Origin of the sequence: Lactococcus sp. SK2-659, from assembly GCF_020218185.2 — a bacterium.
Lineage (GTDB): Bacteria > Bacillota > Bacilli > Lactobacillales > Streptococcaceae > Lactococcus > Lactococcus lactis.
In genome coordinates, this window is sequence record NZ_JAIWQZ020000001.1 from 1186676 (window position 1) to 1201135 (window position 14460).

General features: G+C 35.5%; 14 protein-coding genes. 1 reads left to right on the top strand and 13 read right to left on the bottom strand.

Going from position 1 to position 14460, the window contains the following annotated elements:
• Positions 1-8: 8 nt before the first annotated feature.
• From LDP15_RS05555 to LDP15_RS05600, 10 genes are all read right to left on the bottom strand, one after another.
• On the bottom strand, positions 9-311 hold the full coding sequence (locus LDP15_RS05555) for a rhodanese-like domain-containing protein (RefSeq protein WP_015426101.1): 303 nt from the start codon (positions 309-311) through the stop codon (positions 9-11).
• Between the two features lie 132 nt (positions 312-443).
• Positions 444-683: a CsbD family protein gene (locus LDP15_RS05560; RefSeq protein ID WP_003132523.1), complete on the bottom strand. Its 240-nt coding sequence runs from the start codon at positions 681-683 to the stop codon at positions 444-446.
• A 229-nt stretch (positions 684-912) separates the two neighbouring features.
• Positions 913-1833 carry a cysteine synthase A gene (gene cysK, locus LDP15_RS05565; protein ID WP_015426099.1) on the bottom strand — a complete coding sequence of 307 codons (921 nt, stop codon included), beginning with the start codon at positions 1831-1833 and terminating at the stop codon, positions 913-915.
• Positions 1834-2047: 214 nt separating this feature from the next.
• Positions 2048-3190 carry a cystathionine gamma-synthase gene (locus LDP15_RS05570; protein WP_015426098.1) on the bottom strand — a complete coding sequence of 381 codons (1143 nt, stop codon included), beginning with the start codon at positions 3188-3190 and terminating at the stop codon, positions 2048-2050.
• A gap of 113 nt (positions 3191-3303) precedes the next feature.
• Complete coding sequence (locus LDP15_RS05575) at positions 3304-4116, bottom strand: Cof-type HAD-IIB family hydrolase (RefSeq protein WP_015426097.1); 813 nt, start codon at positions 4114-4116, stop codon at positions 3304-3306.
• 23 nt (positions 4117-4139) lie between these two features.
• Positions 4140-5423: a PTS transporter subunit EIIC gene (locus LDP15_RS05580; RefSeq protein ID WP_225513344.1), complete on the bottom strand. Its 1284-nt coding sequence runs from the start codon at positions 5421-5423 to the stop codon at positions 4140-4142.
• A gap of 3 nt (positions 5424-5426) precedes the next feature.
• The gene (locus LDP15_RS05585) at positions 5427-6593 is read right to left on the bottom strand and encodes a glycoside hydrolase family 9 protein (protein ID WP_225513325.1); all 1167 of its coding nucleotides are present in this window, start codon (positions 6591-6593) and stop codon (positions 5427-5429) included.
• Between the two features lie 59 nt (positions 6594-6652).
• A complete protein-coding gene (locus LDP15_RS05590) occupies positions 6653-7813 on the bottom strand; it encodes a glycoside hydrolase family 9 protein (RefSeq protein WP_225513326.1) in 1161 nt (386 codons plus the stop codon).
• A gap of 30 nt (positions 7814-7843) precedes the next feature.
• A complete protein-coding gene (locus LDP15_RS05595) occupies positions 7844-8803 on the bottom strand; it encodes an ROK family protein (RefSeq protein WP_015426094.1) in 960 nt (319 codons plus the stop codon).
• A 19-nt stretch (positions 8804-8822) separates the two neighbouring features.
• Positions 8823-9902, bottom strand: coding sequence for an SIS domain-containing protein (locus tag LDP15_RS05600; protein ID WP_015426093.1), 1080 nt, complete (start codon positions 9900-9902; stop codon positions 8823-8825).
• Positions 9903-10083: 181 nt separating this feature from the next.
• Here LDP15_RS05600 and LDP15_RS05605 point away from each other — a divergent pair, with 181 nt between their 5' ends.
• A complete protein-coding gene (locus LDP15_RS05605; RefSeq protein ID WP_015426092.1) occupies positions 10084-11130 on the top strand; it encodes a LacI family DNA-binding transcriptional regulator in 1047 nt (348 codons plus the stop codon).
• Between the two features lie 37 nt (positions 11131-11167).
• On the opposite strand, the gene accA is transcribed toward LDP15_RS05605, so the two are convergent.
• From accA to accC, 3 genes are all read right to left on the bottom strand, one after another.
• Positions 11168-11962 carry an acetyl-CoA carboxylase carboxyl transferase subunit alpha gene (accA, locus tag LDP15_RS05610; protein ID WP_015426091.1) on the bottom strand — a complete coding sequence of 265 codons (795 nt, stop codon included), beginning with the start codon at positions 11960-11962 and terminating at the stop codon, positions 11168-11170.
• Complete coding sequence (accD, locus tag LDP15_RS05615; protein WP_003132516.1) at positions 11955-12821, bottom strand: acetyl-CoA carboxylase, carboxyltransferase subunit beta; 867 nt, start codon at positions 12819-12821, stop codon at positions 11955-11957. Before accD ends, accA begins: the two co-directional genes overlap by 8 nt.
• Before the next feature lie 85 nt (positions 12822-12906).
• Positions 12907-14274 carry an acetyl-CoA carboxylase biotin carboxylase subunit gene (gene accC, locus LDP15_RS05620; protein WP_003132515.1) on the bottom strand — a complete coding sequence of 456 codons (1368 nt, stop codon included), beginning with the start codon at positions 14272-14274 and terminating at the stop codon, positions 12907-12909.
• Positions 14275-14460 lie beyond the last annotated feature (186 nt).

The window sequence follows — 14460 nt, forward strand, 5'->3', positions numbered from 1 at the left end:
TTCTCTCTCTAAAATCTGTCAGTAAATTCTAAGGGGCCATTCCAAGCAATGGTACCGTCTGAAATATTTATAGTATCAATTCCTTTTGTCGAAAGATACTGACAGGCCCTAGCTGAACGAGCACCTGACTGACAGATGAGATAAGTTCCGTCAGTAATTTCTGCATATCTTTCTTCTAGTTGACTCAATGGAATATTTTTGGCATTAGGAACATGACCACTATTATATTCAAAATCTTCTCTTACATCTACAATTACTGGATTTTCACTTTCTGTCAGTAATTCTAATTCACTTATGTCAATTGTTTGCATTTTTCACCTCTTGATTATTTGATTTATAATAATTATATACCCCCAAGGGTATATAAGTCAAGTTTATTATTTCCAAATGAAAAAACCTAAGTTTTAAATCACTTAGGTTTTGCTTAATTTTGAGAAATTCAATTATTTCTCGTTTTTATGTTTGACAGAGTCAACCGTATCATTAAATTTTTCTGCAACATCTTCAGCTAGGTCAGAAGCTTTGTCTTTAATATTTTCCAAGCCTTCTTTAGCTTTTCCCATAAGTCCTTCTGTTTTACCTTTAGCTTCTAGTTTTTCATCACCAGTTACTTTACCTGTGGTTTCTTTAACTTTTCCACTTACTTTATCTTTTGTTGCATCAAGTTTGTCATTTAAAGCCATTTTAAATCCTCCTAGTAATTGCGATTTTTCTTGAATTATCATGAAAGTTTCATGATAATTTGTTAGAAAAACTAAATCAGTTAAATTTATCAATCATTGACTGACAAAAGCGAATCTACGATTTCCCCTCCTTTGTTCTCTTCTTAATCTATTCTCATTCTAACATCCGTAGCAAAAAAAGTACAGAAAACTGCTCATAAGACTAAAAAAACTTGGAAAATTCCAAGTTTTAATAATCATAGAGTTCTGTTGAAAGATAGCGCTCACCATTGTCAGCACAAAGTGCGAGAACTTTTTGACCTTTACCAAGTTTTTTTGCCAATTCATAAGCTGCCCAAATTGCCGCGCCAGAAGATATACCTACTAAAAATCCTTCACTTTTGCCAATTTTTCGTGCGGTATCTAAAGCATCATCACTTGTCACATCAATTACTCCATCATAAGCTTCCGTATCTAAATTTGGTGACATAAATGGAATACCAATTCCTTGAATGCGGTGTGGGCCGCTCTCACCTCCTGTTAAAATTGGTGATTCTGCCGGTTCGACAACAAAAGTTTTGATTTTAGAATTTTGACTTTTAAGATAGTGAGAAACACCAGAAATTGTCCCCCCAGTGCCTGCACAAGCAACAAATGCGTCCAGTCCATTTTCACCAAATGCTTCAATTATCTCTGGACCAGTCGTTAATTCATGGGCTTTTAAATTAGCTGGATTTTCAAATTGCATTGGCATAAACCAACCATTTTCTTCAACTAATTTTTGACCTAAATCAATGGCAGCTTTGATGCCATCAGCTGCTGGAGTCAAAATCAATTCTGCTCCATAAGCTTGAATAAGCTGACGACGCTCTTTTGAATAACTATCAGGCATGATAATAACCACATTATAGCCTAAAGCTGCACCAGCCATGGCAAGTCCAATTCCTGTGTTCCCAGAGGTAGGTTCAACAATCGTTCCTCCCTTTTTTAAGCGACCATCTGCTTCGGCTTGCCGAATCATTTGTAAAGCAATCCGGTCTTTAACTGAACCTCCAGGATTAAAATATTCAAGTTTTAGATAAATTTCTGCTCCATTTTCTGGACCATTTTTTAGTTTGATAATTGGACTATTTCCAACTAATTCAGTAATATTTTCAACAATTTTTACCATAATTAATTCCTAAATTACTGACAGCTTTGTTTCAGTTCAAGTCAACCAAATGAGCGCTTGAGGCGGGAGATAGATGAATTGTATGCACTTCTGTCAGTAAATTACTTTCAATTTCTACTGTCTAGTTTTTCTGTCAGTTCAATAGGACCAACGTGAGCTGTTAAAGCGAGGGAGAAAGGAGTCGTAAGCTTTGCTTACAAGTCTGTCAGTAAAATTATTTTTTTTCAAATGCATTTTCGATATCTGTCAGTAAATCTTCAATTGCTTCAACCCCTACTGATAGACGAATTAGGCCATCCTTAATCCCAATTTCTTCACGAAGTTTTTTTGGAATAGAAGCATGAGTCATCACTGCTGGCACTTCAATTAAAGATTCAACGCCACCTAGTGATTCAGCCAACGTAAAATAGCTCAAGTTTTCAACAAAATCTTTGACGGCATTTTCATCCGTTAATTCAAATGAAATCATCCCTCCAAAGGCAGACATTTGTTTTTTAGCAATTTCATGCCCCGGGTGGCTATTAAGACCCGGATAATAAACTTTTGAGACGGCTTTAGAAGTTTCTAAAAACTCAGCAATTTTTTGAGCATTTGCCGAATGAGCCTCCATCCGAAGCGCAAGTGTTTTAATACCTCTTTGCACTAACCAGCTGTCTTGTGGTCCAAGAACTGCTCCAATTGAATTTTGTAAAAAGCCAATTTCGCTAGCGAGTTCTTTTGAATTGGTTGTGACTAGTCCTGCTACTACATCTGAATGTCCACCTAAATATTTCGTTGCGGAATGCAAAACAATATCAGCTCCTAAAGCAATTGGTTGTTGTAAATATGGTGTCGCAAAGGTATTATCCACCAGTGTTAAGGCATCATGAGCTTTAGCAATTGCTGAAATTTCCTTAATGTCCAAAACTTTTAATAAAGGATTTGATGGAGTTTCAAAATAAACAGCTTTCGTTTCTTCCTTAAAAGCTGCTTTCAAGTCATCAAGATTACTCAAATCAACTAAATCATAAATAATCCCTGTCTTTGTCAGCACTTTATCCATCAAACGGAAAGTTCCACCATAAACATCATCAGCTAAAATGATATGATCTCCTGCAGAAAAAAGCGAAAGAACCGCATGAATTCCAGCAAGTCCTGAACTAAATGCAAATCCTTGAACACCACCTTCTAAATCTGCAATTAATTCTTCCAAGGCATGACGCGTTGGATTTCCAGAACGTGAATATTCGTATTCTTTAGGTTGTCCAAGTCCGTTTTGTTTATAAGTTGACGTTTGATAAATCGGAACAGATACTGCTCCTGTTGTCTTGTCTGTTGAAATACCACCATGAATTACTTTCGTTTTTAAACTTGTCATTGGCCCTTTTCTTTCTATTTTATTTTCTCTAATACAAAAATAACATGAAAGTTAAAAAGTCGCCATAAGAATATCCTATGGCAGACTTAATATTTTTTATGATAGCCTGAAATTTACTGACTACTTAAAAAGTTAAGAAAATGACTAATTCCGCTTTCTAGATTAGACAAAGTTTCATAAGTTGCTTCTTTTTTAACAAGTTCTGAGGCATTCCCCATCGCCACCGAATAATGAACCTGCCCAAACATTTCAAGGTCATTCATTCCATCACCAAAGGCCACTGTATCTTTTTTATTCACTGCATAATAATCTTGTAAAGCCGAAATAGCTGTCGCTTTTGTGACTGATTTGGGAGTCAATTCAAGATTATTTAGAGCCGATGAAGAAACTGACAAATTTTTTGAGGCTCTCAATTCATGTTTTATTTCTGCTAAAACTTCAAAATTATCCTCGGAAATAATGATTCCATTAATAATTCGATTGGAAAAATTCTGTAAATCATTTAGACTAGAAATTTTGATAAATTCTCTTTCTCCTTCTGAAACTAATCTTCCTTTATCTTCATTTTTGAAGTAATCTGGCAAATCTTTGCTATAAAAAGTTTCTGATAAACCAAAGAAAAATAAGGAAAGATTTTTTCTCTGACAAATTTCAAATGCTTCAATTAAGGCTTCAAGATTCAATGGATTTTTTATTAAATTCTGGTCACAATCATAAACGCAACCGTTTGAAGCGATCACTTTTACCTCTGGATGCAGACCTTCTGCAACAACTCTTGCTGCCTCATATTTTCTCCCTGTAGCAAGATATACAAGCGTCCCCTGGTCAATCACTTGATGAATACTTCTTTTATCAAAGTCTGATATTTTCATCTCTGAATCCACCAAAGTTCCATCAATATCCATAAAAATCATTCGTGGAATCATAATTCTCCCTAATCTTTTTATTACTAATTTTCTTTAAGACCTGTGTCTTTTTGCGCCAGTTTGTTAGAGAAGACAACAAATGGCATATAAACTAAAACACCAAGCACAATAATGATAAATTGCACAATTGAACCACGAATGTCACCAGCAGTTGCTAAATAACCAGAAATCAAAGGAGGAGTCACCCAAGGAATTGAAATATAAGTTGGTGAAACAAAATGCAGACTCGTTGCAAAATAGGCGATCACTGTCGATAACAAAGGAACCAGACAAAACGGAATTGCATAAACTGGATTAAACACAATTGGTAAACCAAACATCATTGGTTCACTGATATTAAACAAACTTGCAACGCCACCAATTTCTGCCATTGTTCGTTCATCTTTACGTTTTGAGAAAATAAAGAGGGCAATCACAAGACAAATCATTGTCCCGCCGCCACCCATATAAACATAGGCATCAAGGAAAGGTTGAGTAACAATATTAGGTGCTGTATGACCAGCTTGAATTGCATCAATATTTTGTTGCAAACTTGTCAATAAAACAGGGCCAGAAATTGCTCCAAAAACATAAGCACCATGAATTCCGAGAACAAATACAAAAGTTGATAATAAAACATAGAGTAGAATTCCAGGAAGCGATTGGAAACCACCAACTAAAGGGGCTTGCAAGAATTTCACAATAAGTTCTGGTACAGAAGAACCACTCAAACTACTGATTGTTTCTTCAACAATTGCAAAAATCGTTATGACTAGAATTGCCGGAATCAGTTTATTAAATGAATTCTCAATTGCTGACGGAACACTTTCGGGCATTTTAATCTTTAATTTTTGGTTTTGTGAGAACTTACAAAGTAAAGTCACACCCACTAGAGCCGCAATAATTCCTAAAAGCATTGTTGTCGCACTTGTGTATGTTTGGGTCAATGTTCCTGTGGCCTGAAAAGTTTTCCCACCCACACTCAAAACACTGACAGAGTTTGGAATTAATGTAATGTAGCAAGCAATGGCCACAATTCCTTCTAAAGCCCCATCTGTACCATAAGTCTTTGCCAAATGATAACCAATTTGGAAAGTTATCATTAAGCCTAAAATCCCTAAAGTCCCATTGTAGCCCTGAATACAGACATTTGAAATAAAATCTCTACCAGGAATTCCTCTCAATAGACCTGTTGTTTTCTCCAATAGTAGATTATTGATTAATACAAAGATTGCGGCGGTAATCGTAATAGGAATTGTAGAAGCAAATGCATCACGAATCGCTGCAATATAACGATTTGCTGAAATTTTCCAGCAAGCTGACTTAATTGTTCAACCGATAACTTTTTCATATTCTTCCTCTTCAAGTAATTTTGATACTAAAGTAAACCATTTTCCAGCTAAACCAACCCAAACTTCCTTATAGGTTGCATTATTAAACTGAGGCCAATAAGGAGCATCTTCATTCTCAAAGGTCTGTACTCCTACAGGCATTTCGCCAACTATTTCTCCTGATGATACGGTATACATTTCAGGAAATTGATGTCCCTCACCAAACATCATGGATTGTCCAAATGGATTTTTTCCTATCAGCCACTCCATTTGCTGATAGGCGATTTCTGTCAGTGATTTATCTGCCAATATTTTTCCTAATATAGCAGCACTTTCAGCCATTGACAATACTATTGCATTATTTCCTCTAAATGAGAACCAAACTGGAAATCGCTTAATATAATAATTTGCTGCAATTTGCTCGCCCGCCACCAATTGCTCCTGAAACTCAATTTTTGCTTCTGGGCCCACTAGTAAATGTTGCTTATCGAAAGATTCCTTATCTTGCCACTCATTTTTTTCATAAATACCACTAGCAATCATTGGATAAGGAGCCGTGAAGTTCATTAGATATTTCAGGTAATCACCATAATTACTGATAGCAGCTAGTAATTTTACTGACAGACTTTTGTCAGTCACTATTTTTTGTGCTTCTGCCAAAGCATAAGCATAAAGATGTTCTCTTGCCTGATGATTGAAATGTTGAAAAACTTTTTTCTCTTCATCCCGGTAAAACATCCCTTTTAGTAAACTTCCGTCAAAAAGTGAAATCCCCTCATTTTCCTGACAATCTAACAAATCTTCAAGCTTTTGCTCAACAAAAAGCTGATAATCAACTTTGTCAGTAATTTGATAAAGTAATGCAGCCGTCCATATCATAGTCGCTAAATAAGTACTTTTAGAGGTTGAATAAGTATGCTCCCAGCTGATGGGCTCATGTTTAAATGGAGCTTTTTCAAATTCTGTCAGTGCATCTTCGTAATCTATTTCTAAAATTGAAGAAATTTTTTCTCTCAAGTCAACTTCTGCTGATAAAGCTAGATATATTTTTGCTAAAATGCCTGTAATCAGAAAATTATCATAAGGACTATTATGCACGCGCGCTCTAGCATCATCCATTGAACCAATTTGATTATCCGTCCAACGACTGACACCAGCACTTGTCACACGATAGCCATTTCCCAGTCTAGTTTTAAAAATAAAATCTAAACCCCATTCTCCCTCTTCTAAAAGTCTGGCATGTAAGACTGGGTCACTTTTTTTACTTTTGCTGCTAATTCGAAAATTCCTAAAGTTACTTCTGCTGACTGAACCAGTTGCTGTGAAAGGTCCCCCGCATCATGCCAACCTCCATTGAAAATAATTTTTCTGTCATTAAATTCAGCAAAAACATCTTGATGACAAGTCCCATGAATGCCAGAAACAGGACAACCACAGCGTTCACAAAAGACAAAATTCAAACTTTTCCATAAAGAAGTTTTTAATAAATTTTCATAATCATCAATTTTGAATATTTTTGTTTTTAAATCTCCAACTTGTAGAAAATATTGACCTTTTATTTTGTAATCTGAAAAATCTGCAACCGCATAAGTTCCAACAGTCTTATCAAACTTTTGAAAATGTCCTTTATAAATAACTTCGGAATTTTTTTCATCAATGAGAAGAAATTTTTCACCTATCAATTCACTATGAGCAATGACTGTTTTAGTCGATTCCTTTGGATATCCAATATGAGAATAACTTAAATTATTTTTTAAAATCTGCCAACCTTTTACATTTGAGTTTTCTTGATTAGTTTCTAAAAAGATCTTTTCAACAACTATATCCCAGTCAGCCGGTAAATCCATGTAAGAACCATTGGCATTAAATGTAATTTCAAGTTTACTTATGGCATCTCTTGAAAGATTACTTATATCCAATCGATACTCTCTGGTCTGTTTATTTTCTAAATTGATGACATGATGACCTTCTCGGTCATATTTATCTGGAACTTTTATTTTTCCATCATTAGTAAAACTAACCGTGATTGCTGGATTGATAATATTTTTACAATGACTAGTCACCACTAATTTTAATTGATTAAAAGTTTCCCAGTTCTCATTTACAAAAGTTCTTTTAGCACCAATCATTCCAAATGATGTATAATCACCGTCTTGTGGCCAATCTGCCGGATAAGTTTCAAATCGTGCCGGACTTTTTAAATGAATCAAAGAACTATCTTTGACAAAATTCCCTCGACCTAATTGCTCCCACTCTCCTAAAATCGGAACTTGTTGAAGAATCTTTTCTTTTTTTAGACTCTCACTTTCAAAACTCTCTTCTTTATTGACAGCTAAGGGCTTGTGGAGATTATGACTTGCCAATAAATCTTGATAAAACTTTTTCATATTTACCTCATTATTTTCCTATTAATGAATTTATTTAGCTTCTTTTGCAACTCTTTTTTGAAAAGCATGAACCGCACAACCTTTTAGAGCAATCAAGGCTGGGTCAATTTCTGTTTGCCGAACTCCTTGCGTCACAAAACGCATTGTATTAGCATTGAGTTTTTCAATCACTAACTTAAAAAACAAATCATTGTTAATCAATCCTCCACCTAAAACCACCGCCTCTGGGTCCGAAATTCTGACCAAATTCATAATAAGTTCAGCAACTCCTTTAGTAGCTTGTTGAACGACTTGGCTGGCTAGTGAGTCATTTTTTTGAAAAGCATTTATTATCTCTTCTCCACTTACACGTTCATGATCGGTAATTTTCAATTGACTTGGAAATTGTTTTTTCAAACGATGGACTTCTTTACTCATCCCTAGACCTGAAGCAAATGTTTCCACACAATCAATTCGACCACAGACACATCTTACATTATTATTTATTCCAACCAAACTATGACCAATTTCTCCAGCATTAAAATGTCCACCTTTTAGCAATTGACCAGCAGCAATTACTCGACCAGCAATTCCAGTTCCAATATTCAAATAAATAAAATCCTTTGTTTTTTTACCAATTCCCAAATTCATTTCTGCAAGGCTGGCACTTGAAACATCATTATTAATGACGACTGGCAACTTAAATTGTTGACTAATTACGTCTGCTAAGGGAATTTCGTTCGCATTTTCTGGGTGGATTTCATACCAAATTCCTTTTTCGGAATCAACTCGTCCCACTAAATCAATGCTGATGGCTATCAGTTCTCCTTGCAAAGTTTCATTTTCTAAATATGAGCCAATCACTTCTTTTATTTGTTCAAGAGCTTCAACTTGAGAAGCCACCTTTGAAGGATAAACTTTACTTTCCAAAATATTTCCTTCTTGGTCCAGTTCTCCAATGAGAATCTTAGTTCCACCAAGGTCCACCCCTAAGACCGTTTCTTTTTTCATTATTTCCCCTTTATTTTGACTAAGCGTAATCGCCAGCCTTAGTTTTACTCTTCATCGCCAGACCAAAATCAGTATAAATTCTCTGACCTAAATTATTTCCCTTCATCTCAGCAATGTGATGTGCCAAAATTTGAAAAGGAATAATCATAAAAAGCCCCGCTTTATACTCATCAATTTCTAGCTCTAATCCAAGTTCACGGTCATCATGACTTTTATTTAAGCTAATCGTATAAACTTGTCCAACATATTTTTCTTCATAATCTCTTAAGTTAAAGAGCCTTTGATTCATTGGCGAATTACTGTCAATATAAAATTGTTGATGATTTGAATTAACTTCAAAATAAGGACCGTGCATAAAAACTTCAATATCCATTCCTTGACTAGGAAGGCGAATAGTTTCAGAAAATTTTGTTTGCATTTCCATCGCAGTTCCAATCAGAGCCCCTGTACATAAAGAGGTGAAACGCTGAGCCTTCATCAACTCATTTGACCATTTTTCAAAAAAGTTTTCTGTTTTTTCAATGATTTCAGAAATCTTATCAATCGCTTTTGCAAAAGTCGTCAATTCTTTTTCTTCTTCTTGGTCACTGATTAGCCCTCTAGCTTTGGCAGTTTTTAGAGCAGTCAACATCAATTTAAAGACCGTTGCGCTAAAACCTTTAGTGACATAGCCAACACGTTCTATTCCATTTTCAATATCAATCACTTCATCAACCACTTGGGCAAGCTCACTTTCCCTTTTGCTCGTTAATCCATAAATCGTAAGCTCAGGTTTCATCTTTTCTATCGCTTTTAGAGCATCAATGGTTGAAGTGCTTTCGCCACTTTGAGAAATACCAATAACGTTATCAGTTTCTTCTTTTAATTTTTCATAATAATGAAATTTAAATGGTTCTTCTATTCTTAAATAAACGTCTAAGATATTTTCAATATAATATTTTGCACTGTAAGCTGCATTAATACTTGAACCAGTAGCCAAAACCAACCAATCATTGCCCTTGATAACTGGACAATTATCAGGATAGTTTTTTAGTATGTTGGATAATACCTCTTGTTCTTCCATGATATAGGTCATCATTGACGGTTTATTCTCTTCCACTCGCTAACCCCTTTTTTAATTTTTATTTTCGGTAACGTTTCCATAAATTTATTATAATTCATCTTAAAGAGGATGTCAAGGATTTTTTGTAAACGTTTTTATTTTAATGAATTGACTAATCCAATAAAATAATTGATAATAGAGAATAGATAATAAAAGTGATAAAAAGATTGGTCAATAAATGAAAAAAATAACGATTAAAGATATTGCCAAAATGGCTGGTGTTTCTGTCAGTACAGTTTCCAGAGCGATAAATAATGATAGTGAAGTTTCCGAAAAAACAAAGAAAAAAATTGATAAAATTGTCTTAGAAACTAATTATCACCCAAGTATGTTAGCACGGGGGATGGTTTCTAAAAAAACCAATATGCTGGCAATACTTGTTTCAGATATAACCAATCCTTATTTCAATCAACTCGTTGCTGAGCTTGATAGTCAGCTTATTGACAAAGGTTATACTCTTTCTTTATTTGACACTCAAACTGCAAATCGTATTCAGGACAAAAAAAATAGACTGACCGAGGTCAGTATTTTTAAGCAAATTCAAGAAAACAATTTTGATGCAGTCTTAATTTTAGGAGGATTATTGGATGAAAGCAATATTAATCCTGACTATCAAGCTGCTCTTACCAATTTAGCCAAAGAAATCCCTCTTATTCTGCTTGGTCGTGATTTAACTCATCTGTCAGACAATATTTTCTCTCTAAAACGGGACCAGCGAACACCTACTCAGCTCCTTGTTTCTCATATGATTCAAAAAGGTTATCAGAAATTAGCTTTCATTGGTGGCTCAGTCAGCACATGGATGACTCACGAAAGAACAGATAGTTTTCGAGAAATTTTATCTGAAAATTATCTACCTATTGATGAAAAAAGAATTATTAATAATAATTTTTATGCTAAAGATGGATATGAAGCTGTGACTCGGTTAATTAATTCAAAAGTTGATTTTGATGGAATTGTGGCAATTAATGACCGTGTCGCTCAGGGTGCACTCCGGGCGTTGAAAGATTTTTCAATTAGTCCACAGTTAAAAGGGGTCGCTTCTTGTGAATATTTCCCAGATAGCGACTTTCACATCCCACGAATTACTTCTGTTGACCATAAAATTCCTGAACTTGGCGAAAAAGCAGTTCATTTACTCTTTGAAGTCTTGGATAATGAGTCAATTAATAGTGAGAATCTAGCTTTTCCCATTCCTAAATTAATTATTGGTGAATCTTGTTAATTGAAAAATAAAAAAAACGGAGGACATCCTTCGTTTTTTAATATTTTCTAAATCTTTCGTAGCGTTGTTCTGCCAATTCTGTTTCTGTCAGTAATGACAATTCACTAAGTGATTCTGTCAGTTGTCTCTTGAGGTTATCAATCAGATTCTCCTCAGAAATAACAGCATCGATAAGCCCCATTTCCAAAAGATGTGGCGCTGTAATTTTCATCAATTCAGCCGCTTCATCACGACGTGAACCATCTTTCCAGAGAATCGTCGCAAAACCTTCTGGAGAAAGTACTGAATAAACAGCATTTTCTAAAATATATACTTTATTGGCAAGTGCAAGAGCTAATGCTCCTCCTGAACCACCTTCACCTGTGATGAAAGCAATAATCGGAACTTTAAGGTCAGACATTTCCAAAAGGTTTCTAGCAATTGCTTCACCTTGTCCACGTTCTTCTGCTTCAATTCCTGGATAAGCACCAGCTGTATTGATAAACGTAATGACTGGACGCCCAAACTTTTCAGCTTGCTTCATCAGTCTTAAGGCTTTACGATAGCCATTCGGACTTGGTTGTCCAAAATTAGTAGCTAAATTTTCAGCAAGGTTACGTCCTTTTTGAATTCCAATAACGGTCACAGCTTGATTATTGAAGCGAGCAATTCCGCCGACAATCGCTTCATCATCTGTTAACTGACGGTCGCCGTGTAATTCAAAGAAATCAGTGAAAACTTTGTCAATAATATCTCTTGCCGAAATTCTGTCAGCCGCTCGTGCTTCATTAATAATGTCAGCAATATTTTTTTGTGAAACTTCACCTGTCAGTGAATCAATTGTTTCAGACATTTTCCACCTCCGTATGAAGTTCTAAAAGAAGTGCCAATTTTTGGCGTAATTCAGTCCGCTTAACAATTGCATCAACAAAACCATGATTCAAAAGAAATTCAGCTTTTTGGAAATCATCAGGTAAAGTTTGACGGACGGTTTGTTCGATGACACGACGTCCAGCAAAACCAATTAAAGATTGGGGTTCAGCTAAAATAATATCTCCCAGACTGGCGAATGAAGCTGTCACTCCTCCAGTTGTTGGGTCAGTTAAAACTGTAATATAAAAAAGTCCTGCATTTGAATGACGTTTCACAGCAGCCGAAGTTTTGGCCATTTGCATCAATGACATAATTCCTTCTTGCATTCTTGCACCACCTGATGCCGTAAAAACAATAATCGGCAATTTTTCGGTAGTTGCATATTCAAATAAGCGTGTCAATTTTTCACCAACAACAGTTCCCATTGAAGCCATGATAAAAGTCGAATCCATAATTGCCAAAGCCGTTTTTTGCCCTTTAATTGTGGCCGTCCCAGTCATAACTGCCTCATCAAGACCAGTCCGTGCTTTTGTTGCCGCCAATTTTTCAGGATAACCTGGAAAATCCAAGGGATTTTTGCTTTCGATTCCAGTGAACATTTCAACAAAAGAATCTTTGTCAGCAACAATTGCTAACCGTTCTTTGGCTGTAATTCGGAAATTGTAATCACAATTAGGACAAACTTTATTTTTTCCTAAATCTTTTTGATAAATTGTATGTTTACAAGCAGGACATTTGGCAAAAAGTTCATCAGGAACTTCTGGCTGCTCGGCTTGCTTTTCAATAATGGAACGATTTGGATTAATTTTAATGTATTTTTTCTTTTGGAAAAGAGCCATCTTTGCATCCTTTTCTCATTTTTTTATAAATTTTACTGACAGATGAATTGTAAGCCATCTGACAATTCTGTCACTAATCTATTGATTAATCTTCTTTTTGATATTCTGGTAAGAAAACATTTCCTAAGAAGCTTGTATCATAATCTCCTGCCACAACATGTGGGTCAGAAATTAATTCTAGTTGGAAATCAACATTTGTAATGACCCCTTCAACGTCAAATTCAAGAAGGGCGCGTTGCATTTTCATCAGTGCTTCAAAACGATTTTCACCATGAACAATGACTTTAGCAATCATACTATCATAATATGGCGGAATGCTGTAACCACTGTACATAGCGCTATCAACCCGCAAACCAACTCCACCACTTGGCAAGAAAAGATTAGTAATTTTTCCTGGACTTGGTGCAAAATTAAATTTAGGATTTTCAGCATTAATTCGACATTCAATCGCATGTCCACTAAAAGTCACATCTTCTTGCTTGACAGACAACTCATTGCCATTGGCTACACGAATCTGTTCTTTTACAATATCAACACCTGATACAAACTCTGTGACCGGATGTTCAACTTGAACACGTGTGTTCATTTCCATGAAATAAAACTTACCAGAAGACTCATCAAGTAAGAACTCAATGGTTCCCGCATTTTCATAAGAAACATGCTGAGCAGCTTTAACAGCCGCAGCTGTTATTTCATTTCGTAAAGTGTGTCCAATTGCAACTGACGGAGATTCTTCAAGAACTTTTTGATTATTTCTTTGCAATGAACAATCACGTTCACCAAGATGAATCACATTTCCTTGACTATCTCCTAAGATTTGAACCTCAATATGACGCGCTGGGAAAATCATTCGTTCGATGAACATGGCTCCATTACCAAAAGCTGCTTGTGCTTCCGCTTGGGCTGCCTCAAATGCTGGAACAAGTTCCTCAACATTATTAACCTTACGAATTCCTTTACCACCACCACCAGCTGATGCTTTAAGCATGATTGGATAGCCAATTTCTTCAGCAATTTTTACTGCTTCATCAGTGGTATGAACTTCGCCCTCAGAACCTGGTGTTACAGGAACACCAGCTTTAATCATTTCTGCACGAGCATTGATTTTATCACCCATCATATCCATAACTTTTGCTGACGGACCGATAAATTTAATATTCATTTCTTCGCAAAGACGAGCAAATTTTGAATTCTCAGAAAGGAATCCAAAACCTGGGTGAATCGCTTGTGCACCAGTTGCCACAGCAGCTGACAGAATATTATTCATATTAAGATAAGACTCAGTACTTCTAGCTGGGCCCACACAAATTGCTTCATCAGCTAAATGAACATGTAAAGCATCGCGGTCTGCAGTTGAATAAATGGCAACTGTACCCACTCCTAATTCACGAGCTGCACGAATAATTCTTACAGCAATTTCGCCACGATTGGCAATCAAAATTTTATTAAACATAGATGTTCTCCATATGGGAAAATACCCCGAGCTTTTGCTCAATGGGTGTTTTGAGAGGAATGATAAAAAAGAAATTTATTCCCAACAAAACAATTTTTTGATAAATAAAAATAAGTCCGAATTTACCATAAGTAAAAAATCTTATGGTTAAAATAAATTTTTGTTTCTTAATCATAAAAAATATGA

Bases quoted from the DNA above. Each gene is read 5' to 3' on its own strand.
- LDP15_RS05555 (WP_015426101.1), bottom strand. From the start codon at position 311: ATGCAAACAATTGACATAAGTGAATTAGAATTACTGACAGAAAGTGAA.
- LDP15_RS05560 (WP_003132523.1), bottom strand. From the start codon at position 683: ATGGCTTTAAATGACAAACTTGATGCAACAAAAGATAAAGTAAGTGGA.
- cysK (WP_015426099.1), bottom strand. From the start codon at position 1,833: ATGGTAAAAATTGTTGAAAATATTACTGAATTAGTTGGAAATAGTCCA.
- LDP15_RS05570 (WP_015426098.1), bottom strand. From the start codon at position 3,190: ATGACAAGTTTAAAAACGAAAGTAATTCATGGTGGTATTTCAACAGAC.
- LDP15_RS05575 (WP_015426097.1), bottom strand. From the start codon at position 4,116: ATGATTCCACGAATGATTTTTATGGATATTGATGGAACTTTGGTGGAT.
- LDP15_RS05590 (WP_225513326.1), bottom strand. From the start codon at position 7,813: ATGAAAAAGTTTTATCAAGATTTATTGGCAAGTCATAATCTCCACAAG.
- LDP15_RS05595 (WP_015426094.1), bottom strand. From the start codon at position 8,803: ATGAAAAAAGAAACGGTCTTAGGGGTGGACCTTGGTGGAACTAAGATT.
- LDP15_RS05605 (WP_015426092.1), top strand. From the start codon at position 10,084: ATGAAAAAAATAACGATTAAAGATATTGCCAAAATGGCTGGTGTTTCT.
- accA (WP_015426091.1), bottom strand. From the start codon at position 11,962: ATGTCTGAAACAATTGATTCACTGACAGGTGAAGTTTCACAAAAAAAT.
- accD (WP_003132516.1), bottom strand. From the start codon at position 12,821: ATGGCTCTTTTCCAAAAGAAAAAATACATTAAAATTAATCCAAATCGT.
- accC (WP_003132515.1), bottom strand. From the start codon at position 14,274: ATGTTTAATAAAATTTTGATTGCCAATCGTGGCGAAATTGCTGTAAGA.